At 43.1% G+C, this 21,425-nt stretch carries 26 protein-coding genes; 19 read left to right on the top strand and 7 right to left on the bottom strand.

Features of this window, described 5'->3' with window-relative positions; genetic code table 11:
- The first annotated feature begins 134 nt into the window (after positions 1–134).
- From HZC12_02355 to HZC12_02305, 11 genes are all read left to right on the top strand, one after another.
- Positions 135–440: a BrnT family toxin gene (locus HZC12_02355; protein ID MBI5025572.1), complete on the top strand. Its 306-nt coding sequence runs from the start codon at positions 135–137 to the stop codon at positions 438–440.
- Positions 397–642, top strand: a complete 246-nt coding sequence (locus HZC12_02350) for a hypothetical protein (protein MBI5025571.1) — start codon at positions 397–399, stop codon at positions 640–642. Before HZC12_02355 ends, HZC12_02350 begins: the two co-directional genes overlap by 44 nt.
- 476 nt (positions 643–1,118) lie before the next feature.
- A complete protein-coding gene (locus HZC12_02345) occupies positions 1,119–1,349 on the top strand; it encodes an addiction module protein (GenBank protein MBI5025570.1) in 231 nt (76 codons plus the stop codon).
- On the top strand, positions 1,346–1,645 hold the full coding sequence (locus HZC12_02340) for a type II toxin-antitoxin system RelE/ParE family toxin (protein MBI5025569.1): 300 nt from the start codon (positions 1,346–1,348) through the stop codon (positions 1,643–1,645). The genes HZC12_02345 and HZC12_02340 overlap by 4 nt, the downstream gene beginning before the upstream one ends.
- 55 nt (positions 1,646–1,700) lie before the next feature.
- Positions 1,701–1,919, top strand: coding sequence for a hypothetical protein (locus HZC12_02335; protein MBI5025568.1), 219 nt, complete (start codon positions 1,701–1,703; stop codon positions 1,917–1,919).
- Positions 1,920–2,040: 121 nt separating this feature from the next.
- The gene (locus HZC12_02330; GenBank protein MBI5025567.1) at positions 2,041–4,026 is read left to right on the top strand and encodes a FecR domain-containing protein; all 1,986 of its coding nucleotides are present in this window, start codon (positions 2,041–2,043) and stop codon (positions 4,024–4,026) included.
- Positions 4,001–4,858, top strand: coding sequence for a hypothetical protein (locus HZC12_02325; GenBank protein ID MBI5025566.1), 858 nt, complete (start codon positions 4,001–4,003; stop codon positions 4,856–4,858). Before HZC12_02330 ends, HZC12_02325 begins: the two co-directional genes overlap by 26 nt.
- 346 nt (positions 4,859–5,204) lie before the next feature.
- A complete protein-coding gene (locus tag HZC12_02320; GenBank protein MBI5025565.1) occupies positions 5,205–5,621 on the top strand; it encodes a hypothetical protein in 417 nt (138 codons plus the stop codon).
- A 336-nt stretch (positions 5,622–5,957) separates the two neighbouring features.
- Positions 5,958–6,215: a hypothetical protein gene (locus HZC12_02315; protein ID MBI5025564.1), complete on the top strand. Its 258-nt coding sequence runs from the start codon at positions 5,958–5,960 to the stop codon at positions 6,213–6,215.
- 225 nt (positions 6,216–6,440) lie between these two features.
- Positions 6,441–6,722 carry a type II toxin-antitoxin system RelE/ParE family toxin gene (locus HZC12_02310; GenBank protein MBI5025563.1) on the top strand — a complete coding sequence of 94 codons (282 nt, stop codon included), beginning with the start codon at positions 6,441–6,443 and terminating at the stop codon, positions 6,720–6,722.
- 9 nt (positions 6,723–6,731) lie between these two features.
- Complete coding sequence (locus HZC12_02305; protein MBI5025562.1) at positions 6,732–7,040, top strand: HigA family addiction module antidote protein; 309 nt, start codon at positions 6,732–6,734, stop codon at positions 7,038–7,040.
- A 111-nt stretch (positions 7,041–7,151) separates the two neighbouring features.
- On the opposite strand, the gene HZC12_02300 is transcribed toward HZC12_02305, so the two are convergent.
- The 7 genes from HZC12_02300 to lptC form a co-directional block, all read right to left on the bottom strand.
- Positions 7,152–8,318: a cysteine desulfurase gene (locus HZC12_02300; protein ID MBI5025561.1), complete on the bottom strand. Its 1,167-nt coding sequence runs from the start codon at positions 8,316–8,318 to the stop codon at positions 7,152–7,154.
- A gap of 233 nt (positions 8,319–8,551) precedes the next feature.
- The gene (gene rapZ, locus HZC12_02295) at positions 8,552–9,439 is read right to left on the bottom strand and encodes an RNase adapter RapZ (protein MBI5025560.1); all 888 of its coding nucleotides are present in this window, start codon (positions 9,437–9,439) and stop codon (positions 8,552–8,554) included.
- On the bottom strand, positions 9,436–9,975 hold the full coding sequence (gene raiA / locus HZC12_02290) for a ribosome-associated translation inhibitor RaiA (GenBank protein MBI5025559.1): 540 nt from the start codon (positions 9,973–9,975) through the stop codon (positions 9,436–9,438). The genes rapZ and raiA overlap by 4 nt, the downstream gene beginning before the upstream one ends.
- Positions 9,976–9,985: 10 nt before the next feature.
- Positions 9,986–11,422 carry an RNA polymerase factor sigma-54 gene (gene rpoN, locus HZC12_02285; protein ID MBI5025558.1) on the bottom strand — a complete coding sequence of 479 codons (1,437 nt, stop codon included), beginning with the start codon at positions 11,420–11,422 and terminating at the stop codon, positions 9,986–9,988.
- On the bottom strand, positions 11,422–12,147 hold the full coding sequence (lptB, locus tag HZC12_02280) for an LPS export ABC transporter ATP-binding protein (protein MBI5025557.1): 726 nt from the start codon (positions 12,145–12,147) through the stop codon (positions 11,422–11,424). Before lptB ends, rpoN begins: the two co-directional genes overlap by 1 nt.
- Complete coding sequence (lptA, locus tag HZC12_02275; GenBank protein MBI5025556.1) at positions 12,144–12,668, bottom strand: lipopolysaccharide transport periplasmic protein LptA; 525 nt, start codon at positions 12,666–12,668, stop codon at positions 12,144–12,146. Before lptA ends, lptB begins: the two co-directional genes overlap by 4 nt.
- Positions 12,640–13,155 (bottom strand): LPS export ABC transporter periplasmic protein LptC, encoded by a 516-nt coding sequence (gene lptC, locus HZC12_02270; GenBank protein MBI5025555.1) that lies wholly within the window; start codon positions 13,153–13,155, stop codon positions 12,640–12,642. The genes lptA and lptC overlap by 29 nt, the downstream gene beginning before the upstream one ends.
- Positions 13,156–13,335: 180 nt before the next feature.
- Here lptC and rsxC point away from each other — a divergent pair, with 180 nt between their 5' ends.
- The 8 genes from rsxC to HZC12_02230 all read left to right on the top strand — a co-directional run bounded on the left by rsxC (position 13,336) and on the right by HZC12_02230 (position 21,012).
- Entirely contained in the window at positions 13,336–14,646 is a 1,311-nt protein-coding gene (rsxC, locus tag HZC12_02265) for an electron transport complex subunit RsxC (GenBank protein MBI5025554.1), read from the top strand.
- A gap of 86 nt (positions 14,647–14,732) precedes the next feature.
- A complete protein-coding gene (locus HZC12_02260) occupies positions 14,733–15,734 on the top strand; it encodes an RnfABCDGE type electron transport complex subunit D (protein MBI5025553.1) in 1,002 nt (333 codons plus the stop codon).
- Positions 15,731–16,309 (top strand): RnfABCDGE type electron transport complex subunit G, encoded by a 579-nt coding sequence (locus HZC12_02255; protein MBI5025552.1) that lies wholly within the window; start codon positions 15,731–15,733, stop codon positions 16,307–16,309. The genes HZC12_02260 and HZC12_02255 overlap by 4 nt, the downstream gene beginning before the upstream one ends.
- Positions 16,306–16,932, top strand: a complete 627-nt coding sequence (gene rsxE / locus HZC12_02250; GenBank protein ID MBI5025551.1) for an electron transport complex subunit RsxE — start codon at positions 16,306–16,308, stop codon at positions 16,930–16,932. The genes HZC12_02255 and rsxE overlap by 4 nt, the downstream gene beginning before the upstream one ends.
- Before the next feature lie 21 nt (positions 16,933–16,953).
- A complete protein-coding gene (locus tag HZC12_02245) occupies positions 16,954–17,535 on the top strand; it encodes an electron transport complex subunit RsxA (protein MBI5025550.1) in 582 nt (193 codons plus the stop codon).
- Between the two features lie 91 nt (positions 17,536–17,626).
- On the top strand, positions 17,627–18,838 hold the full coding sequence (locus HZC12_02240) for a Fe-S cluster domain-containing protein (GenBank protein MBI5025549.1): 1,212 nt from the start codon (positions 17,627–17,629) through the stop codon (positions 18,836–18,838).
- Positions 18,839–20,095 carry a glutamate-5-semialdehyde dehydrogenase gene (locus tag HZC12_02235; protein MBI5025548.1) on the top strand — a complete coding sequence of 419 codons (1,257 nt, stop codon included), beginning with the start codon at positions 18,839–18,841 and terminating at the stop codon, positions 20,093–20,095. It begins immediately after the preceding gene.
- Between the two features lie 74 nt (positions 20,096–20,169).
- Positions 20,170–21,012, top strand: a complete 843-nt coding sequence (locus HZC12_02230; protein ID MBI5025547.1) for a sensor histidine kinase — start codon at positions 20,170–20,172, stop codon at positions 21,010–21,012.
- Positions 21,013–21,425: the final 413 nt, after the last annotated feature.

Below are 21,425 nucleotides of genomic sequence, written 5' to 3'. Positions count from 1 at the left end.
TATAACAAATTAATGAACCCGACTTAAAACCGCTTGCGGTTTTAAGCGGGTTATCATATCGGTAGGCATAACAATTTTAACAACCATTGTCAAACTCATTTACAAAGGCTATAATTAAATCAAAAAGATGAGATATGCTTTTATTTGAATGGGATCCAAACAAATCGAGAAAGAATATAAAAGTTCACGGCATATCTTTTGATGAGGCAAGCACAGCTTTCAGAGATACGTTATCATTGACGATTTTTGACCCTCTGCATTCTGATGAAGAAGATAGGCTAATTTTAATTGGAAATTCCTGTAAAAATCGTCTTCTGGTAATTGTTCATACAGAAAGAGGAGGTAAAATCAGAATAATAAGCGCAAGAAAAGCAACAAAAAAAGAAAGGAAACAATATGAAGAGAATGCGAAAAGATCCAGACATGCTTGCAGAGTATGATTTCAGCAAAGGCATTAGGGGAAAATATGCAAAAAGGTATGCAGAAGGTACAAATGTCGTAGTCATCGAGCCCGATGTTGCAAAATTCTTCCCGGATCATGACTCTGTAAATCAGGCGTTGAGATCATTAACTGAAATTATTAAAAAGCAGAAAAAATTGCCTGACAACTCACTCCAGCGGACGGCTGATAGCCGCCGCTGATTTTGACGTTAGAAGGAGGAATTGGACGTGCGGTTACTTTTGATTTTGTTGGTTATATGCGTGATGCTTTCAGAAACGGCGAGTGCTATGACGTGGGAGGATTATCAAGCACGCAAAGACGAAAGCAACATCAAATATTATGTTGCGGGAGTAGGTGCGGGCTACTACTACACGAACAATTACTTAGATACTATTGGTAGAGCAAAACTTTATTGCCAGCCCTCGTCATTGCGGGGAAACGTACCCAACCATTCTGGAGACCTACGCTAGCAGTTCGGGAAAGAAGGTGGAAGGAGTGTCAGTTGAAATCATTCTTTTAAAAGCATTAGTTGAACTGTATCCGTGCAAGTAACTCTACAACGCTGTTCCAATCGGCAAGAAAGCCACTGGCACTTCTTGTCCGAAGTGAAAGATATGGCTTGCATTACCATTTTAGCCCCGTTAGGATATAATATTAGTATTATTGGAGGTGTTATATGCCGTTGAAAGTAAAAGAAATAAAAGAAGAAGCTTCCCGACTTTCTTCCCATGAACGAGCCCAATTAGCAGAGCATCTTATTCATAGCTTGGATGAGGAAGAAGACCCTGAAGCAGAAAGGTTATGGATAGAAGAAGCGGAACGTCGCTATCGGGAATACAGAGAAGGAAAAATTAAAGGGAGACCAGCAGAGTTAGTATTTAAAGAGGCTCGTACAAAACTGAAATGAAACCTATCATATTTCTCCCCGAAGCCGAGGAGGAAATGTATGAAGCGGCAAGATATTACGAGTCTCAGGCATCAGGATTGGGGATTGATTATCTTTCAGAAGTTGAGCGGGCTGTTGCATCGATAGCAGAATCTCCTGAGACATGGCCGAAATTTGACGGTGAACTAAGACGGCGACTGGTTCGGAGATTTCCATTTGGCATTTTGTACTATATCGAATCAGAAGAGATTGTTATTGTGGCAGTAGCTCACTTGAGAAGAAGACCGGGCTATTGGAAAAAAAGAATCAGTTTCTAACCTGACGCTGCACATGAACGAGTGCCACAGGACGCTTTTTCGGCATGTGGTTGGTTTGAGTAGTGCAAAACAGTTTGAAGGCAAGCTGACGTGCTGCATGGCACTCGTCAGTGAGCTTGCCGTTGAGTCTGTAGGAAAAGTCATTTTTCGTAAATTTGCTATCAATAAAATCAAATCAGCCCAAATCGGGCTTTTTCTACAGACTCGTTATGGTGTTTTTCAGCATGGATTATTTGGAGAAGCAATTCCTCAAATGAGAAAATTATCTGCATAAAATTTTCTTTTAAAATAAAGGTCTTCTCCCTGGCATGTTCTTTGATACTTTATATCGAGTAAACTAAAATGATAATGAATGGGTCTTATTATATATAAAACTACTAAAGAAGGAGAATTCTATGGTTAAGAAATTAATTATAAGTGCATTTTTATTAATCCTTTCTGTCCTTTTCCCTATAATCTCCTCTGGTGATACATCTCTCGGTACTGCGAGGATAAGCCTTATTCAGGGCGATGTTCTTATACAGACAGAAGATACAGAGGGCGATTGGGTTGTCGCATCAATAAATACTCCGCTCAAGCAGGGGGACAGAGTATGGGTTCCTGAAGGAGGAAGGGTTGAGGTTCAGTTTCAGGATGGGGCATACCTGAGGGCTGCCGGAGGAAGTAGCATTGACATTAATAACCTGACAAGGGATGAGGAGGGCAATATTACGCAGGTATCAGTTGCCCAGGGAAGGGTCTATATAAATTACAAGGGTTCGCCTGTTAAAAATTCAGTATTCCAGATAGATACCCCATTTTCATCCATAATGGCCTATGACCCATCCAAATTCAGAGTGGATACAGGAGAGGACGGGTATACAGAAGTTTCTGCTCACAAGGGCTCGGTATATGTTGAGGGCCAGGGAGGAAGCACCCAGGTTCGTGCCGGCAGCATGATTTCCATTGGCAGGGATAGATTTGCAGAGATTTCGCCCAGAAGGCCCAATGACAACTGGGATAGGTGGAATATCGCAAGGGACAACAGACTTTCAAGGCAGGCCATAAGTGAAAGGTATCTCCCTGAGGAGCTTGATGTGTATGCCTCTGATTTTGATAACCACGGCAAATGGGTTTATGTGCAGGAGTACGGATATGTATGGACGCCAACAGTGGTTGTAGCTGGCTGGGCACCTTACAGGATAGGCAGATGGGTCTGGATAGGTGGAGACTATGTCTGGATATCCTATGAGTCATGGGGCTGGGCGCCCTATCACTATGGAAGATGGACATTTGTAGTGTCAGCAGGCTGGTGCTGGGTGCCCCCTCTAAGGACAGCGCTTTACTGGTCTCCTGGGTATGTTGCATGGATTTATAAACCGACTTATGTTGCATGGGTGCCTCTTGCGCCGAGGGAGGTCTATTATGGCTACGGTTATTACGGCCCGCATAGTGTAAATATAAAGAACGTTAATATAACCAATGTGCATGTAAATAATGTATATGTCAACACGCATGTTACAAACGCAGTAACTGTTGTGCATAAAGAGACTTTTATTACAGGTAAAGTAGTAAAGGAAAAAATTCCTGATAATCCATTTAAAGAAGCTGCCAGGGTGCATCCTGGCAGGCCGGACATAAAACCCACAAAGCTGACTGCCTTACCAGTTGTTAAAGAGGTGCCAAAAGCAGTACACCCACCAAAGGAGATAGAAAAGTCAAAGGCCCTGATGACTGAGAGAAAGCCGGCAGTCGATAAAAAAGTCTCTGTGTTTAAGCCTGAAAGTAAACCTGCGCCTATGCCTGTTAAGAAATTCAAGGAACCGAAAAAGACAGTCGAAATCAAGGGCGTGGAGAAAATCGCTAAACCAGAGAGGCCATCTAAACTGAAAGAAGAACAGCCTGAGAAAGTCAGTCCTTCAAAAAAGGCTGTGCGCAAAGAGCCGGTCAGATCTGAAGAGCAAAAAGTACAACCCAAACTGAAAGAAGGACCTGAGAAAGTCAAACCTTCAAAAGAAACTGTTCGCAAAGAGCCGGCCAAGCCCGAAAGGCAGAAAGTACAACCTGATGAAAAAGAAAACAACTCAGCAGTGAAGAAAAAAGTTAAACCTGAGGTGCAGAGCCCCGACATAGACAGGGCAGGGCAGAGTAAGGAGAGACGTGTTAAACCGCAAAAGCCACCAGAAGTTAAAGACGAAGGAGTGGGAAGGCCCTCAAAGCCAGAATCAGCTCGTCCCGAGAAATCCAGACCTGCACCTAAAGCTGAAGAGCGTGAGATAAAACCAAAAGCCACGCCAGAAGTGCCAGAAAGTGAACCTGATACTCAAAAACCAGAAATAAAGAACGGAGATAAAAGGGGAGGAGGCAGAGAGACAAATGGGCGAAGGGGATGGAAAGATTAATTTATTTCTGATATGGTGTCTGACTTTTTTTATCTGTATAGGCTCTGTTTCTTTTTCCAGTGCTGATGATACAGTGCTCAAGGTTTTTCAGATTAATTACAGAAATGCAGAGGAACTGGAAGGTGTAGTGAAACCATTTCTCTCTCCAGAAGGAAGGGTAGTTGCAGATAAGAGGACAAATTCACTGATAGTAAAGGACTATCCTGCAAACATAAAGGCAATAGCAGAATTTTTAAAAGAGCAGGATAGAAGGCCGCAGCAGGTGAAGATAAAAATTAAATATGTTGATGAAAGTAATTTAAAGAGGATTGGGCTGACTATTAATTGGCAATACAGAGACAGCCACTGGGCAGTGGGTAATATTGCAGGAGATAAAAAGGGTATTAATATAGATGCCTTAATTAGTGCAGAAAAAGGCAGGCAGCAGATCAGTGGCGAGCAGAGCCTGCTGATTATGAGTGGAAGCGAGGGCAGAATAGCAGTTGGCAGGAGCATACCCTATACAGATTGGTTCTACTGGTACACAAGGAATCACGGTTATCTGACAAGAGAAACAAGGTTTAAAGATGTTTCAACAGGTTTTGTGGTAAAGCCGAGGGTTATAGGGAATAATATTAATATTGCAATATCGCCTCAGATAAACTATGGCACAAATGAGATTATCTACCGTGAGGCAAGCACAACAGTCATCTGCAAAGATGGTGAAACTGTATTAATTGGCAGCAGCAGTAGCAGCAGTGAGAATATAGTCTGGAATATATTGGGTGGAATACAGGCATCAAAGGGCGAAGACAATCTTTATATAATGCTTACACCGGAGATTGAGAAGTAGAGGGATTATCCCTTATTAGCCTGTTACCTGCCAGTCCTCATAACGTTTTTCCATGTGTGAGAGAAACTGCTGCTTCTGTGACGAACTGAGATGGTTTTCAGAAACTCTCTGAACCTATCCAGCATAATAAGCCTTTAAATTATATAGATGCGGTATAATTATTAATCAGAAATGATTATACTGCATTGCCTTGCCAATTTCAGCGGTTTTTCAATGAAAAATGTTTGACTGTAGACTGTTGTCCATTTATAATTTTGCTAAATACAGAAGAAGTTTAAAAATAAATGTTAGGTTTTGACATTAAGAGGATACAATGTTGCAGAATTCAAAAACCCGAGGCCACAAGATGGAGACAACAGAAAAAACAATCAATGAATTAGTTCATTTGCCATTGTATATTGAAAAAGTTTTATGCGCTGAGTCGTGGATAATAAATTCACAAGAGTTATTCAAAACAGCATCTGAATTTGAAAATGACTTGAAAATTCTTTGGGGACCTCCAGCCAACTATAGCACGCGAAATGAGAATCAGCCTTCATTATCTTTTGTGCAAGGTATTTATTTTATGTTGATGTCGTACGCCATAGAAAATATGTGTAAAGCTGTAATAATTAAGATGAACAAATCTAAATTAGAAAACGAAATTATAAAGAATAAGAAATTACCTAATTCCTTAAAGACTCATAATCTAATCAATCTCGTGAAGGACAAATTAGGGATCGATATATCAGCAGATGAAGAAGAGTTACTCATGCGACTATAAAGAAATGCTGTCTGGGCAGCACGGTATCCAGTTCCTATTTTGTGTAAAGATATTAATGCTCATCAGAAACTTTCTAATGGTCAGAAGTTATTTCTTTCCTATTTTCATCGTGACGACATTAAGAAAATAAAAAGCCTATTTAATAAGATAGACAAAAACGTTAATGACATAATGAAACAAGATAAAACCTAACAACCAGATGGACATGAACGAGTGCCACAGGACGCTTTTTAGGCTGACGATGTTATCAGTCTGCAAACTGTCTTTTCCCTTTCTGATATCTTACGGTGGCACTCGTCAGTCATCAGGGCGTTATCGGAGAATGAATAGGGGCATATGAAAAAGATACTGGAAGGTGATGAGCTGGAGCAACGAGCGAGAGAACTTGGCGTCGATATTCAAGGCGAGTTGATTACTCAAAGCTCGGTAGGAAGGCATGAACGGGCCAGTGATTATGAGCTTCAGAAACGCGTAATTGAGGCAGAAAGATCAATTCGCGAATCCAGACTTTGGAAACTGGCGCTCATATCCGCTATTGCCTCCGTAATAAGTGCCGCGGCTGCATTGCTGGCCGTGTTGTCAAAATGGAAGTAGTGAACCGATAACCATCGGCTGCACCGGATCGGCCACAAAGCCGGCCTCCAGGTGAGCCGTGCGTTGAGCCTGTAAAAAAAGTCTATTTTCAAAAAAATGACCATTGAAAATAAAAGACTTTTTGACACAAATGTTTTAAAGATCATGGTTTTTCTACAGACCCGTTAGGCGCTAAAATCGGATAATAACGCTTGACATTATTATCGCCACGCGTTATTATTGACTATGATAAAAAGCTTTCGTTGTAAAGACACCGAAAAGCTCTTCCACCGGAAATCTTCATCAAAATACCCCTCGGAAATACAACGAAATGCTTTGAGAAAACTATTATTATTGGATGCTGCGGAGCAGTTGGAGGACCTGAGGATGCCGCCGGGCAACCGGCTGGAGAAGCTCTCCGGCAATCGCCAGGGGCAGCACAGCATCCGGATTAACGATCAGTGGAGGATGTGTTTTCGATGGCATCAAGGGGATGCCTACGACGTTGAGATAACCGACTACCATTAGGAGAAAATCATGAGCACGAGGAAGATGGCCCCGGTCCATCCGGGGGAAATACTGCTTGAGGAATTCCTGAAGCCCTTGGAAATCAGTCAGTACAAACTGGCCAAGGATATCAGTGTACCGCCGCGCCGTATAAATGAAATTGTTCAGGGCAAACGGTCAATCACCGCCGATACGGCGCTGAGGCTTGCCCGCTATTTCGGCCTTTCCGAGCGTTTTTGGCTCAATCTTCAATCGCGATACGACCTTGAGGTCGAGAAGGACAAATTGGATATACGGCTTGAGAAAGAGGTAAGAGTTTTGACGCTGAAAAGCGCCTAACAAATGTCCAGTCTAAAGCTCGAGGGGCATTGATATACTATAACCCTGGCATCTAAGATTTCTGCTATCTCCCTTATCCTTTCCCATGCTGAAAAAACCTCCTCTGTAGGTTTAAATGAGAATTATTCTTACTGCCTCTTTGACTTCCTCCCCTGTATTGTCTTTACCGACACTGAACCTCACGGATGAGAAGGCGTCTTTATCACTAAGGCCAATAGCTTTAAGAACAGGCGAGGGTGTGTGTTTGCCTGCATGGCATGCAGAGCCTGTAGAGGCTGCAATCTTCCCTTTCAGTTTCTCAATGAGCGAGGATGCATCTGTGCCTGGAAAGCAGAGGTTTAATGTATTTGGGAGCCTTTTGTCAGGATGACCGTTGAGCTTTAAATCTGGTATTTCTTTCTCAAGCCCCCTGTGGAGTTTCTCTGAGAGAAATTTTGCATAAGAGACCCTGCCTTGAATATCCCTTTTTGCAATTTCGCAGGCCTTTCCAAGACCAACAATGCACGGTACATTTTCCGTGCCAGGCCGTAATCCTCTTTCATGGCCAGCGCCAAAGAGGATCGGCCTTAACTCTACCCCATCTCTTTTATAAATAGCGCCTATTCCCTTTGGCCCATAAAATTTATGTGACACTATGCTCATGAGGTCTACATTGAGTTCATTGACATCAACAGGCACTTTTCCAACGGATTGAGCTGCATCGCTGTGAAAGACGATTCCCCTGCTCTTTGCGATTTTTCCTATCTCTTTAATTGGCTGAAGGGTCCCTATCTCATTGTTTGAATGCATGATTGTTATAAGTATTGTGTCTTCTCTGATAGCGCTTCTCAATCCTTCTACATCTATGAGTCCGAACCTGTCGACTCTGAGATATGTGATTTCAAAGCCGAGCCCTGCGAGGTATTTGCATGGTTGCATCACTGAAGGGTGTTCTATCGAAGAGGTGATAATATGGCCTGCTTTGCCCTGAACCATGTCCCCGAAATAAATTCGGGGCAGGCTCTGAACTTGTTTCACGGATTGATTCAGGGTAAGGGCAGTTCCAAGGATAGCCATATTATTGGCTTCAGTGCCCCCGGAAGTAAAAATTATTTCTTCTGGCCTTGCATTGATGAGTTCTGCAACCTCCTGCCGTGCCTTTTCAACAGCCTCCTTTGCCTTCTTGCCAATGTTGTGCCCGCTTGATGGATTGCCGAAGTTTTCCCTCAGACATTGAAACATATCTTCAAGGACTTCGCTATCAATTGGGGTTGTGGCATTGTTGTCAAGATATATCATGTCCTCCAAAATAGAGATAGGGAAGGCTGTCTCAGAATTTCTATCCCGAAGCATCGGGATTTGTATTCTGTTTTAGCCTTTTAGTTTCAATGTCTTTTGTTAAATCCATAACGTCTTTTTTATTAAGGTGTCGTATAGAAATTCTTCACCAGCCTTCCCTATCTACCTTGTTGGTTTTACCATATTTCTTAGTCCTACCTCTAAATTTAGGCCATGTTGCTGTGTTTTTATGTCTATTTTTGAGTAAACTTACGACCCTTGAGTTCTCTGTGGACTACAGAGGTATCTACTTCCTTCTTTTTAAAAAATCTCTGTATCTCTTCTACTATTGCAGGTGAGCGGTGGATTCCACCTGTACATCCGATCCCTATTGTCATAAAATTTCTGCCCTCAGCTTTATAAAGCGGCATGAGAAATTCAAGGAGTTGATATAGTTTTTTCAAGAAGACCTTTGCGTCTTTTTGCCCGAGGACAAACTGCTTTGTCTTTTGAGTGGTGCCGTCAAAGGGTTTTAACTCGGCTATGAAATTAGGATTTGGCAGAAACCTTACATCAAAGATGAGGTCTGCATCTTCAGGGATGCCGTATTTATAGCCAAAAGAAATTAAAGTAATAGCCATGGATTTTTTTACCCTTCCGCTGCTGTAAAGTTCCTCAATGGCTTTCCTTAATTGATGCGGGTTCAGGGATGATGTGTCTATAATACGGTCAGAATTCCTCCTTAAAGGTGCAAGCATATCTTCCTCTGCCCTGATTGCCTTTGTCAGGTTTTTGTATCCCAGCGGATGGGGCCTTCTGGTTTCCTTGAATCTCCTGAGCAGGCTGTCCTCTTTTGCCTCAAGAAAGATAATCTCCACTGCATGGTTCCTCTTTAATTCAGACAGGATTTCAGGGAGGTTTGAAAGAAATTCCTTTTCCCTGATGTCAATGCCTATAGCAATATTTGTTATGGTTGGTGTATGAGAACACAAATCCACAAAGGTCTTTATCAGAAATGCAGGAAGATTGTCGACACAGAAGAAACCAATATCCTCAAACGACTTGAGGGCAATACTCTTACCGGCCCCGGAAAGGCCAGTAAGAATAACGATAAACAGCCTCCGCTTTTTGGCTGGCTTCATTTTGAGGGCTCTATGAGGCCTAAGTTCCCATCCCTCCTTTTATAAAGGACATTGATGTCCCCGGTTGAGGCATTGGTGAATACAAAAAAGTCTTTATCGAGAAGGTCCATCTGTGCAGCCGCTTCTTCGGGGTTCATGGGCTTTATATCAAAACGTTTCCTTTTTATTATTGTTGGTGTGAACTCTGTGCTCATTGGAGATCCTGAACTCGTTTCAGGAGATGTTTTGCCTTCGCCTTTTCTATGGGAGCTATGGGAGATCAGTTTCTCTTTATATTTCTTTACCTGTCTATTGAGCTTTTCCACTACCTTATCTATGGAAGAGTACATTTCACCGGTGATGCCCTCTGCCTGAATCAGCATCCCGTTAACCTTCAAGAGAACCTCTGCTTTGTGTCTGTATTTTTCGACACTCAGGGTCACAACTGCCTCCGAGATATTCCCGAGGTACTTGTCGAATTTTCTGACCTTCTCCTGCGCGTAGTCCCTCAAATTATCAGTTACTGCCATGTGCCTGCCTGTGACTATTATATTCATGTCTTCCTCCTTAGGCCCATCTTTTACGTCTGCCCTGAGACGGGATTTTTAATTCATCTCTATATTTTGCTACGGTTCTTCTTGCGATTGTTATATTTTTATTTTTAAGCATTTCGACAATCTGCTGATCGCTGAGAGGTGCATCGGGGTTTTCTTCTGTGATTATGCGTTTTATGAGGTCCTTAACACTTGCGGATGACACATCAGCGGTCTGGCCTTTAATGGCGCTGCTGAAGAAAAATCTGAAGCTGAAAAGCCCCCGGGGACACTGCAGGTATTTATTTGATGTCACTCTGCTGACGGTACTCTCATGCATGCCGAGTTCTCCGGCTACATCTTTTAGATTTAAAGGCCTCAGGTACTCAATGCCCTTCCTGAAAAAGTCCTCCTGGAATTTTAATATGTTCTCGGTTACCTTATAAATTGTCTTGTTTCTCTGGTCGAGGCTTTTTAACAGCCAAACGGCAGAGCGGAGTTTTTCCTCCAGGAACTGTTTGTCCCCAGGTGATAGGCTATTCTTATTCGCCAGGAGTTTTCTGTAATAATTCGACAGCCGTAACCTTGGGACTCCTTCATCATTTAACATTATTCTGTATGAGCCTTCGGCTTCAAAGATGTACACGTCCGGAATAATGTAATTTACTCTTTCGTTTGTATAGTTTCTTCCAGGTCTGGGCTCAAAACTCTCGATAATTTTTACCGCATTTAGAACATCTCCCACGGATACGTTAAATTTTGCGGCCAGGTGTTGATATTTCTTTTTCTCGAGGTCTTCAAATCCTTCCCTGAGCATGTCTCCCACAAGCGATTGTTCGAGGTCAAGCTGCTTTGCCTGCAAAAGCAGGCATTCCTTTAAGTCTCTGGCCCCCACACCAGGGGGATCAAAGTCCTGGACAAAGCGCAGGGCTTCTTCAGCAACTTTTATATCAACCTCTGCCATTTTTGCTATTTCTTCAATTGTGGACTGCAGATAGCCGTCTTCGTTAAGATTGCCGATGATAATCTCACAGGTTTTTCCTGTTGTCTCTGATACACGGGAAAGTCCCAGTTGCCAGAGGAGATGGTCATAGAGGTCAGGCTTTCTCGAGATAGTATGCTCAAAAGGTACAGATGCCTCCATACCAGGATTAAAATAGCCGAGGTCCCTGCCGTCGCTTCCCCTTTCCTCAAAATATTCATCGGTTGTAAAACCAAATATTTTTTCAAGCGGGGCCTCTGTGTCTTCCATGATGTCCTCGGATGGCTCTGCTTCTTTAGTTATTTCTTCTCTTTCTTCCACTTCCCTGTCCAGTATCTCCTCAAGGAATGGGTTTTCTACGAGTTCCTGGGTCAGAGACTGTAAGAGTTCAAGTTGCGGTAGTTGTAGCAGCTTAATTGCCTGCTGCAACTGGGGCGTCAGTATTAATTTCTGAGCAAGTCTGAGTTCGAGTCTGCCTTCTAAAGCCATTAGAGTGTAAAGTCCTCCCCGAGATAAGTCTTTTTTACCATTTCGTCCTGCACAAGCTTTTCAGGACTGCCATCAGCTATGATTGTTCCGTTATTTATTATATAAGCCCTGTCTGTTATTGAAAGGGTCTCCCTTACGTTGTGGTCAGTTATGATTATCCCTATGCCTTTATCTTTGAGGTAACCTATGGTTTTCTTCAGCTCTATAACAGCAATCGGATCTATCCCTGCAAAGGGCTCATCGAGCAGGATGAAAAATGGGTCGAGTGTAAGCGCCCTCGCTATTTCCACCCTCCTGCGTTCTCCGCCAGAGAGTTGATGTCCCATCCTTTTTGATAGAGGGGTAAGTTTGAATTCATCCATTATGGCTTCAAGTTTGGTTTTCAGTCCCGAGTTATGGAGGCCGGCAATCTCAAGAACTGCTCTGAGGTTGTCCTCGACATTTAATTTTCTGAAAATAGACGGCTCCTGCGGCAGGTAACTGATTCCTTTCTTTGCCCTTTTGTACATAGGAAGTTTGCTGATATCCTCACCGTCAAGGAAAATGGCTCCATTATCAGGAGCGATAAGGCCAACTATCATGTAAAAAGTTGTAGTCTTTCCCGCGCCATTAGGGCCGAGTAACCCTATTATTTCTCCTGAGCTCATATCTATATTTAAATCAGTCACAACGCTTCTGCTGTGGTAGTTCTTGTTTAATCCGCTGACCGTGAGGGTATGCACTATCTTTCACCCTTTTTCTTTAAAAATGCCCTGCTGCCCTCGACTATAGACCTGTCATCCTTGATAAAATAAGTAATCTTTGTGCCTGTGACAACATTCTCTCCTTCTACGGCCTTCGGCTCGCCGGTAAATACAATTTTTTCATCTTCTTCATAATATGTGGCCTCTTTAGAAAAAATCGCCCGCTCTTTTTTGTGTGCCCTCACATTTCCGGAGGCTTCTATTTTTGTTATCTTATTCCGTGTATTATCAGAATAAACTATCATCTTATCTGAGTAAATGGTGATGTCTTCGGTTTTTGCCACAACAGAGCCCTCAAAGATGGCGGTGTTTGTTTTGTTATCGGCTGTCAGGGTTTTTGATGTGATAATTATTGGCTTTTTCTCGGTTTTTGTTTGTTCTTTTGTGTCTTCCGCATCGGAGAGCCCGACTCTGTCGGGAAAAGATGGGGCAATGCCTGTTATAAAAATAGTTAATATAAAAGAGAGAAGTGCCTTATCTGTAAAACTGGGCTTTGACGTCACTGAGAACCCTCACTTTCTGCTCTCCCATCGTGGCTGAAAGACCGCTGCCTTCTATTAAAAAGGTCTTGCCGATCAATTTTATGTCATCCTTAGTAGTGATTAATTCCTCTGAGCCATTCCACAATAAGGAGTCTGTAGTTAATTTATAAAAGTCCATGTTCACCTCTACAGGCTTATTTACAGCAAGGTTACTATTTTGAATATTATAAATGCCACTGCTGCCAGTAAGAATAATTTCATTGTTATGTTGTAACTTCAGTGTTATATCCTTGAGCAAAATCTCTTTCTCCCCTTCCTGAAATTCAGCTTTATTGGCTGTGAGCTCCCATTGGGTTTTATTCCCCTCCTTGTTAGTTATGCGAAACCCCTGCACAGAAGAAGTTCGATGGGAGGGGGTAGTTTTTATCTCATTGTCTTCGTAACCCAGTATTAACACAATCCCAAGGGCCAGTAATGCAGAAACAATAAAAACAAATTTACCCTTCATTATATAAAAAAGTTTATCACATGGCAGGTGCCTCTGGCAAGATAAATGCATGGGAGACCGTTAGAAAAACTTGACATAAAACTTATAATAATGATAGGTTAAAAACCTTATTTAATTTAACTACTTATCGAATCTGTCAATAGGCAGAATGGTTTTCTTACGACACGTAGGGGAGTAAAGATGAAAGCGGCTACGTTTGAGCGGGGAACACACCCTGAAGAAAGTAAAGAACTAACTGCTGGTAAACCAGTACTATTGGCAAAGCCTCCCCAGAGAGCAATCATCCCCTTAATCCAGCACATCGGCGCCCCGTGTAAGGCAGCGGTGAATGTTGGCGATGAAGTCAAAAAAGGGCAGATAATAGGGGAAGCTCAGGGTTTTGTCTCAACACCCGTACATGCATCTATTTCAGGCAAGATAATCGCTGCCGGTAATTTCCCTCACGTCTCTGGAAGGGATATGCCTGCCCTTGTAATTGAAAATGATGGCAGAGATGAGTGGGTCTCAGGACTTAAAGAAAATAATGACTACCTTTCACTAACTGCTGAGGAAATTAGAAATATTGTAAAGAATGCAGGAATAGTAGGCATGGGCGGTGCGACTTTCCCGACCCATGTGAAACTTTCTCCGCCAGAAGAGAAGCCCATAAATGCCGTTATCCTGAATGGTGCAGAGTGCGAGCCTTATCTGACTTCAGACCACAGTTTAATGCTTGAACGCCCTGAAGATGTAATCGAAGGCCTGAGGATAATAATGAAGTCAATGGGTGTAAGTAAGGGTTATATAGGCATTGAAGAGAACAAACCTGATGCAATCCAGAAAATCTCGCAGGCAGTTTCAGGAACTCAAGATATAGAAGTCTTTGCCTTAGAGACCAAATATCCACAGGGCGCTGAAAAGATGCTGATAAAGGCTATTCTTAACAGAGAAGTCCCATCAGGCGGTTTGCCAATGGATGTTGGAGTTGTTGTTCAGAATGTTGGTACAGCAGTGGCTATCTATGATGCTGTTCGTTATGGAAGACCATTGATTGAGAGGGTTGTAACTGTTACCGGGCGGGGCATCAGAGAGCCCAGAAATCTGCTCGTGAGGATAGGGACTCCAATCTTACAATTAATAGAAGAATGTGGAGGTTTCTCCAATGGCATTGGAAGGGTTGTTGCCGGAGGGCCTATGATGGGGATTGCGCAGACATCCCTTGATACGCCTGTTATCAAAGGGACATCAGGCATTCTGGTGTTACGAGAGGATGAGGTAGAGGATGTTGACTATGGGTCGTGCATCAGGTGCGGCAGATGTGTTGACGCATGCCCCATGGGACTACAACCCTCAATTTTAAGTGTACTTGCTGAAAGAGGACATTATAAGGATATGAGAGGATACAATCTGATGGACTGCTTTGAATGCGGCACCTGTGCTTACTTGTGCCCGGCCAGGCGTCCAATTGTGCAGTGGATCAAACTTGCAAAGTTCATTTTAGCGAAAAAATAAATGCGACCGAATATTAAAACTAATATAATAAGTCGCATTTACCCTGACCCCGATGAATATCGGGGGAAGGGTCTATAAGGAACTTCATGGAAGCATCTGATAAGAAACTCATAGTTGCCATAAGCCCGCATATCAAGGACGAAGAGACAACCGCCAGGATTATGTGGACTGTGTCACTGGCGCTTTTACCTGCGTTTTTGATGTCTGCATATTATTTTGGTCCAAGGGCATTAATGGTTACAGCCGTATCAGTCATTTCATGCGTTGTTTTTGAGGCCATGACACAGATGATCCTTAAGAGAAAGGTCACAGTGAGTGATGGTAGCGCTTTTCTCACTGGACTTCTTCTTGGCCTTAACCTCCCCTCATCTCTTCCCCTTTATCAGCCGGTGATTGGTTCCATGGTGGCTATTGTTATTACCAAACACCTATTCGGGGGCCTTGGCTATAACATATTTAACCCCGCACTTATTGGCAGAACCCTTATGATTGTTACATGGCCAAAGGCCATGACAACATGGCATAAACCTGTAGCGAGCATTACCTCCCTGGATGCAGTGACTACAGCCACACCCCTCGGGATACTTAAAGAGGAAGGTATGAGCAAGCTTGTGGAAGTGTTTGGAGATAAATCTGATTTATATGTGAGTCTTTTTATTGGAGACAGGGCAGGCTCCCTCGGCGAGACATCGGTAATTGCCCTTTTACTGGGAGCAGCCTTTCTCTTTTACAGGGGTTATATAACATGGCATATACCGTTTTCATTTATAGCAACAGTAGTTGCCCTTACATGGATTTTTGGAGGAAAAGATGCCCTCTTTACCGGTGACCCTATCCTTCATTTTTTAAGCGGAGGCCTTGTCCTGGGCGCCTTTTTCATGGCAACTGATTATGTAACATGCCCGACTGTGAGAAAGGCCCAGATAATCTTCGGGATAGGCTGTGGTGCCTTAACAGCACTTATAAGGCTCAAGGGCGGTTATCCAGAAGGGGTTATGTTTGCAATACTCATTATGAATTGTTTTGCACCACTCCTGGATAGACGTTTCAAGACCAGGACATTCGGTGCAAAGGAACAGAAGCAATGAATGACGTGATAAAGATAACCATGAGTCTGGTTGTGATATTTGTCTGTGCAGGGCTTATTATGGCCGGAATATTCTCGCATGCATCGCCTGTGATGTACTGGGCTGAGGTCAGGGAGAAAGAAGAGGCACTGAAGAAAATGGCCCCTGAGGCTGAGAGGATAGATGAGGCAGGTAAATGGTTTCTTTTTAAAAAAGAGAATGAATACTTTGAGGCCAAAAAGGGTGACAACATTATAGGCTATATCGCATCGAGTATCGGGAAGGGATATTCAAGCTACATAAAGCTCCTCATCTCGGTTGATAATGATTTAAAAATTAAATCTATAAATGTCCTGAGACATGGTGAGACACCAGGGCTTGGAGATGTAATAGAGAGTCCTGAGTTTAAAGACCAGTTTAAAGGAAAGGGCCTTGACCAGCTTGTGCTCGTAAAAGGCGAGACCAAAGATAAAATACAGGCTGTAACAGGCGCTACAATCTCAAGCCGTGCAGTAACAAATGGCGTAAAGGATGCTGTGAAGATGCTGCATGAAAAATATGGCAAAGAAGAAGCTTCTAAAAAGGAGGCGGAATGAACTACTGGAAGATATTCAAGAATGGAATCTTCGGCGAAAATCCAGTGTTCCGTTTGGCCCTGAGCCTCTGCCCTGCAGTTGCTGTCACCAGCGGCGTAAAGAACGGTTTTCTTATGGGTATTGCAGTGCTCTTTGTTATAACCATGGTCAATCTGACAGTTTCAGTCCTGAAGAAGTTCATACATCCAAAAGTCCGCATACCAGCGTATATGTTTATTATTGCCACATGGGTTACTGTTACTGACCTCATGATGGCGGCACATGCAAGGGATGTTTATAAGGATATGGGCCTTTATATCCAGCTCATTGTGGCATTTGCAATCATCCTTTCGAGGGCAGAGGTCTTTGCGAGCAAACAAAAAGTGATCCCATCTGTTGTAGACGGCCTGGGCATGGGTATGGGATTTCTCATAGCCCTTGTCATGATAAGCTTTGTAAGAGAGGTTCTTGGCAAGGGTGCCATCTGGGGAGAGCCGATTATAGCCTCAAAGCCCCTATTAATAATGATCCTTCCTACAGGAGGTTTCTTTGTAGTGGGGCTTCTTATGGGGCTTTTGAACTGGATCGAGATCAAGTTTTTTGGTGGCAAAGGTGCAGGCGAAGGAGCGCCGCATCCGCATTAAGAGCAGGGGAAGGAGAAAATAATGGAAGACATATTCAAGATTTTTATTGCATCTGCCCTTATAAATAATTTTGTGTTTTCGAGGTATCTCGGCCTGTGCATCTTTTTCGGCGTTACAAAAAGGATGGAGACTGCTGTCGGCATGAGCATAACTTTTACCTCGGTTATGGTTATAAGCGCTGCCCTTATATGGGTCATATTTAACGGAATAATGATTCCATTTAAACTCAGCTTTCTCAAGATAGTCATATTCATAGGTATAGTGGCAGGATTTGTCCAGGCAGCAGATACTATTATGAAAAAAGTCTCTCCTTCTCTTTACTATAAGCTCGGGATTTATCTTGCACTGATAACTACAAACTGCATTATCCTGGCAGTGCCCCTTATCAATGCCAGTGAAGGCTACGGCTTTATAGAAAGCCTCACCCTGGGTCTTGGCTCAGGGATTGGTTTTAGCCTTGCCCTGGTAATAATGGCAAGTATAAGGGAAAAGCTTGAACTCGCTGATGTGCCAAAATCCTTTCAGGGGCTGCCAATATCCTTTATAGTAACAGGGCTTATTGCCCTTGCATTTTTAGGCTTCTCAGGGCTAATTACACTTTAGGTCAAAGTAGAGAGTAGAGAGTAGAAGTGTTTATAAACGCAGGCTACCAAGAAATTCAAAAAAATTGCTCAATTTTAGGTTAAAATAAATTATGTTTGAACCTTCAAGTATTGGCAAGATAATAACTGACCTGTTTCAGTTTATAGATGTAACAGGATATATACTGCCTAAGGCAGGGGTCGGCGGAGCTATTGAGGTTTCACCAACTGTTGATGTAATACCTCTTATCAGAAATACCTTTATTTTTCTTGCAGGCCTTGGTGTTATCTTTGGTATCGCCCTTGCCCTCGCAGCTAAAAAATTCGCTGTTGAAGTCAACCCTGTTGTTGAAAAAATAAGGGATATACTTCCAGGAGCTAACTGCGGGGCTTGTGGATATGCAGGGTGCATGGGATATGCTGAGGCTGTTGCTGTTAACCCCGATGTCCCGCCTAATCTCTGTACACCTGGTAAGACCGCTGTGGCAGAGGCTATTGCTGAGTTAACAGGGAAAAAGGCTGAGAAACTTGAGCCAAAAGTCGCAAGGGTCTTCTGTCAGGGAGACATGGCGAATGCAATTGCAAAATTTAAATACAGAGGCATTAAGGATTGCGTGGCAGTGGTGCTTGCAGGCGGCGGTGATAAGGCATGTGTTTATGCATGCCTCGGCTATGGCTCATGCGAAAGGGCCTGTCCCTTTGATGCAATTACCATGAGTGAGAATAATCTGCCAATAATAGACCCTGAAAAATGTACTGCATGCGGAAAATGCGTAACAGCCTGCCCTAAGAATGTTATAGAACTACAACCCCTATTAAAACAGGTTATAGTCCGTTGCCATTCCAGAGACAAGGGCGCGGTGACTAAAAAGAACTGTAAGGTCGGCTGCATTGCCTGCGGCATATGTGTCAAGGTCTGCCCATACGATGCTCCAGAGATAGAGAATAACCTTTCAATAATCGACCTCGAAAAATGCAGAGTCTGTGGCCTGTGCGTGCCCAGGTGCCCTACGAATTCTATTATGGATTATATTCCCCACAGGCCAAAGGCATTTGTTACTGAGAAATGCATTGGCTGTGCCATCTGCACAAAGGTATGCCCTGTGAATGCTGCTTCAGGTGAGCTTAAGAAACTCCATGTAATAGACCAGGAGAAATGCATCGGCTGTGGCATCTGCACTGCAAAGTGCCCTGTGATTGCTATTACAGGGACGTTTAACTATCAGGAAGTAGCAGAAGCTGCAGCAGCCAAAAAGGCAGCTAAGAAGGCAGTGGAAGAGGTAGGGGCTGTTGCCGGACTACAAACTGGCAAGAGTGGAGAATAAGTGGATATAAGGTCGTTTGTTCTCAATAAGGCAAGGGAGGCAAAAGAAGGTGCGAGGGCACTTGCAAAGGCATCATCAAAACAGAAAAATCTTGCCCTTTTAAAAATGGCAGATGCATTGAGAGAAAGGGCATCAGAGCTGATTTTAGAGAACAAAAAAGACATTGAATATGCAGAACAGAAAGGCCTGTCAAAGGCCATGATAGACAGGCTGATCCTGAATGAAAAACGCATAAATGAGATGGCGCAGGGCCTTATCGAGGTTTCAGCCCTTCCAGACCCTGTTGGAGAGGTTACAAAGATGTGGCAGAGGCCGAACGGGATGACTGTTGGAAGAATGAGGGTCCCCATCGGTGTAATAGGCATTATATACGAATCGCGGCCGAATGTTACATCTGATGCAACAAGCCTGTGCCTCAAGGCCGGCAATGCAGTAGTGCTGCGTGGAGGCTCTGAGGCTATAAATTCTAACAGGGCTATTGTAAATATTTTACGCGATGTAGCAAAAAGGCATGGGCTCTATGAAGGTGCAATAACGTTCATTGATATACCAGAAAGAGAAGCAGTAATGGAGATGCTAAAGCTTGAAGGGATTATAGACCTTATCATTCCAAGGGGCGGTGAGGGGCTTATCAGGACTGTGGCAGAAAATTCGAGGATACCGGTATTGAAACATTACAAGGGTGTTTGCCATGTGTTTGTTGACAGGGAAGCGGATATGGCGATGGCATGGGATATCTGCTTCAATGCAAAAGTCCAGAGGCCAGGCACATGCAATGCAATGGAGACAATGCTCGTGGATGAAAAGATTGCGAGAGACTTCCTGCCGCAAATGATAAAGAGGTTTAAGGATGCAGGCGTAACACTCAAGGGCTGTGCTGAGACAAGAAAGATCGATGCATCGCTCGATAAGATAAAAGACGAAGATTTTCATAATGAATACCTGGATTTGATTTTAAATGTGAAGATTGTTAAAGACATGGATGATGCAATGGAGCATATCGCAAAGTATGGCTCTGCCCATTCTGATGCTATTGTCACGATGGATTACGATAAAGCGCTGAGGTTTTTAAGGGAGGTGGATTCTTCGGCTGTCTTTGTAAATGCCTCCACAAGGCTCAATGACGGCTATCAGTTTGGCCTCGGCGCTGAGATAGGCATATCAACCGATAAAATCCACGCAAGGGGGCCAATGGGACTTGAGGAGCTTACCTGTCAAAAGTTCATAGTCCTCGGAAGCGGACAATTGAGGGAATAACGTGTGACGTTTTATCTTGTCCAGCATGCAGCACCTTCTTCGGATCTTAAACCTTCAGTTCTTTAGTACAGGTGATGACCCAGATTACAGAAGACAACTTTGACCAGATACTGCAAAGCTTTAGAGAATCATCAATAATAAACCTTCAAGATGTGACATTTATTGACCCCTATGGGATGGTCGGCTTCCTTGAGATAGGGGAACTTCTAAAAAAAGAGGGCATTAAGAAAACCATTATTCTCCCTGAATCAGAAGAGGTTCAAAAATATCTTGAAAGGATGGACTTCTTCAAGTTTGCTAACAGATATTTCAACCTTGAGCCTTCTAAACCACAGATTTCAGGGAGATACCTGAGAAGCTCATACTCTGATGTCCTTCTTGAAATCACGCCGATAGAAAAATCTGATGACATCCATTATATTGTGGGAAAGGTAAAAGGGCGTGCAAATGCTATCCTTAAAAAACATCTCCACTATGATGAAAAGGCGATAAATGGCTTTATTGTTGCCCTCTCAGAGGTATGCCAGAATATCATTGAGCACAGTGAGACTAAGGGTTTTGTGGGAATACAGAAATACCATTTTCAGAATATGAATAAAAATGTGGTGAAGATTGCTGTTATGGATATCGGGGTAGGCTTCAGAAAGTCTTTATCAGAGAGGTTTGCACTGAAAAATGACCTTGATGCCATAGAAAAGGCATTGCTTCATGGCGCATCAAGATATACAGAGAAAGGAAGAGGTCATGGCCTTGCAGCAGTGCGGAGATTCGTTAATCAATGGAACGGCAAGCTCTCAATACGCTCAGGAACAGCAAAATTATCAATAATCCCTGATTGGGCATGGGGAAAGGAGAAGGAAGTTAAACTTGCCTATTTTCCAGGCGCGCAGATAAATATTATGCTGCCGGAGGTTTAAGGCTTTTCTTTTTGTCATTCCGTGCTTGACACGGAATCCATGATTTTCCTTTCACAGGGTCTCATTTTCTTTTTCATAGTTCTTTGCTTTTGCAAAGCTTGCCCCGCATCTTTATTTTTTCCTTGACAAACAAAATAAACTATGATTCAATTGATTCAGTTGAACAGTATGGAGCTTAACCTTTACACATTAGGAAAGGTTTTATAAAAGCTCCCCCCTGCTTAATACATGCAGGGGCAGGCTCTTGCCCCTCTTTGCCAAAGAGGGGGAGAAAGGAATTTCCCCCTTTGAAAAAGGGGGATTAAGGGGGATTTAAATTTAAGGTTTAATCCTATCATAAGGAAAGGAGAACAATCTATGTCAACAGGAAAAAAGGAGTTGTTTTCAGAAAGGGTAAAGGCTGGCAGCCGTAC

Source organism: Nitrospirota bacterium (assembly GCA_016214385.1).
GTDB lineage: Bacteria > Nitrospirota > Thermodesulfovibrionia > UBA6902 > JACROP01 > JACROP01.
The sequence above is the reverse complement of the archived record's forward strand: the minus strand, read 5'-3'. Positions and strand labels throughout refer to the sequence as shown.

Bases quoted from the DNA above. Each gene is read 5' to 3' on its own strand.
- HZC12_02230 (MBI5025547.1), top strand. From the start codon at position 20,170: ATGACCCAGATTACAGAAGACAACTTTGACCAGATACTGCAAAGCTTT.
- HZC12_02330 (MBI5025567.1), top strand. From the start codon at position 2,041: ATGGTTAAGAAATTAATTATAAGTGCATTTTTATTAATCCTTTCTGTC.
- HZC12_02325 (MBI5025566.1), top strand. From the start codon at position 4,001: ATGGGCGAAGGGGATGGAAAGATTAATTTATTTCTGATATGGTGTCTG.
- HZC12_02300 (MBI5025561.1), bottom strand. From the start codon at position 8,318: ATGATATATCTTGACAACAATGCCACAACCCCAATTGATAGCGAAGTC.
- HZC12_02345 (MBI5025570.1), top strand. From the start codon at position 1,119: ATGCCGTTGAAAGTAAAAGAAATAAAAGAAGAAGCTTCCCGACTTTCT.
- rsxE (MBI5025551.1), top strand. From the start codon at position 16,306: ATGAACTACTGGAAGATATTCAAGAATGGAATCTTCGGCGAAAATCCA.
- HZC12_02305 (MBI5025562.1), top strand. From the start codon at position 6,732: ATGAGCACGAGGAAGATGGCCCCGGTCCATCCGGGGGAAATACTGCTT.
- rapZ (MBI5025560.1), bottom strand. From the start codon at position 9,439: ATGAAGCCAGCCAAAAAGCGGAGGCTGTTTATCGTTATTCTTACTGGC.
- HZC12_02310 (MBI5025563.1), top strand. From the start codon at position 6,441: ATGATAAAAAGCTTTCGTTGTAAAGACACCGAAAAGCTCTTCCACCGG.
- lptC (MBI5025555.1), bottom strand. From the start codon at position 13,155: ATGAAGGGTAAATTTGTTTTTATTGTTTCTGCATTACTGGCCCTTGGG.
- HZC12_02315 (MBI5025564.1), top strand. From the start codon at position 5,958: ATGAAAAAGATACTGGAAGGTGATGAGCTGGAGCAACGAGCGAGAGAA.
- HZC12_02350 (MBI5025571.1), top strand. From the start codon at position 397: ATGAAGAGAATGCGAAAAGATCCAGACATGCTTGCAGAGTATGATTTC.
- HZC12_02355 (MBI5025572.1), top strand. From the start codon at position 135: ATGCTTTTATTTGAATGGGATCCAAACAAATCGAGAAAGAATATAAAA.
- HZC12_02240 (MBI5025549.1), top strand. From the start codon at position 17,627: ATGTTTGAACCTTCAAGTATTGGCAAGATAATAACTGACCTGTTTCAG.
- HZC12_02320 (MBI5025565.1), top strand. From the start codon at position 5,205: ATGGAGACAACAGAAAAAACAATCAATGAATTAGTTCATTTGCCATTG.
- rsxC (MBI5025554.1), top strand. From the start codon at position 13,336: ATGAAAGCGGCTACGTTTGAGCGGGGAACACACCCTGAAGAAAGTAAA.
- rpoN (MBI5025558.1), bottom strand. From the start codon at position 11,422: ATGGCTTTAGAAGGCAGACTCGAACTCAGACTTGCTCAGAAATTAATA.
- HZC12_02340 (MBI5025569.1), top strand. From the start codon at position 1,346: ATGAAACCTATCATATTTCTCCCCGAAGCCGAGGAGGAAATGTATGAA.
- raiA (MBI5025559.1), bottom strand. From the start codon at position 9,975: ATGAATATAATAGTCACAGGCAGGCACATGGCAGTAACTGATAATTTG.
- HZC12_02255 (MBI5025552.1), top strand. From the start codon at position 15,731: ATGAATGACGTGATAAAGATAACCATGAGTCTGGTTGTGATATTTGTC.
- HZC12_02245 (MBI5025550.1), top strand. From the start codon at position 16,954: ATGGAAGACATATTCAAGATTTTTATTGCATCTGCCCTTATAAATAAT.
- HZC12_02260 (MBI5025553.1), top strand. From the start codon at position 14,733: ATGGAAGCATCTGATAAGAAACTCATAGTTGCCATAAGCCCGCATATC.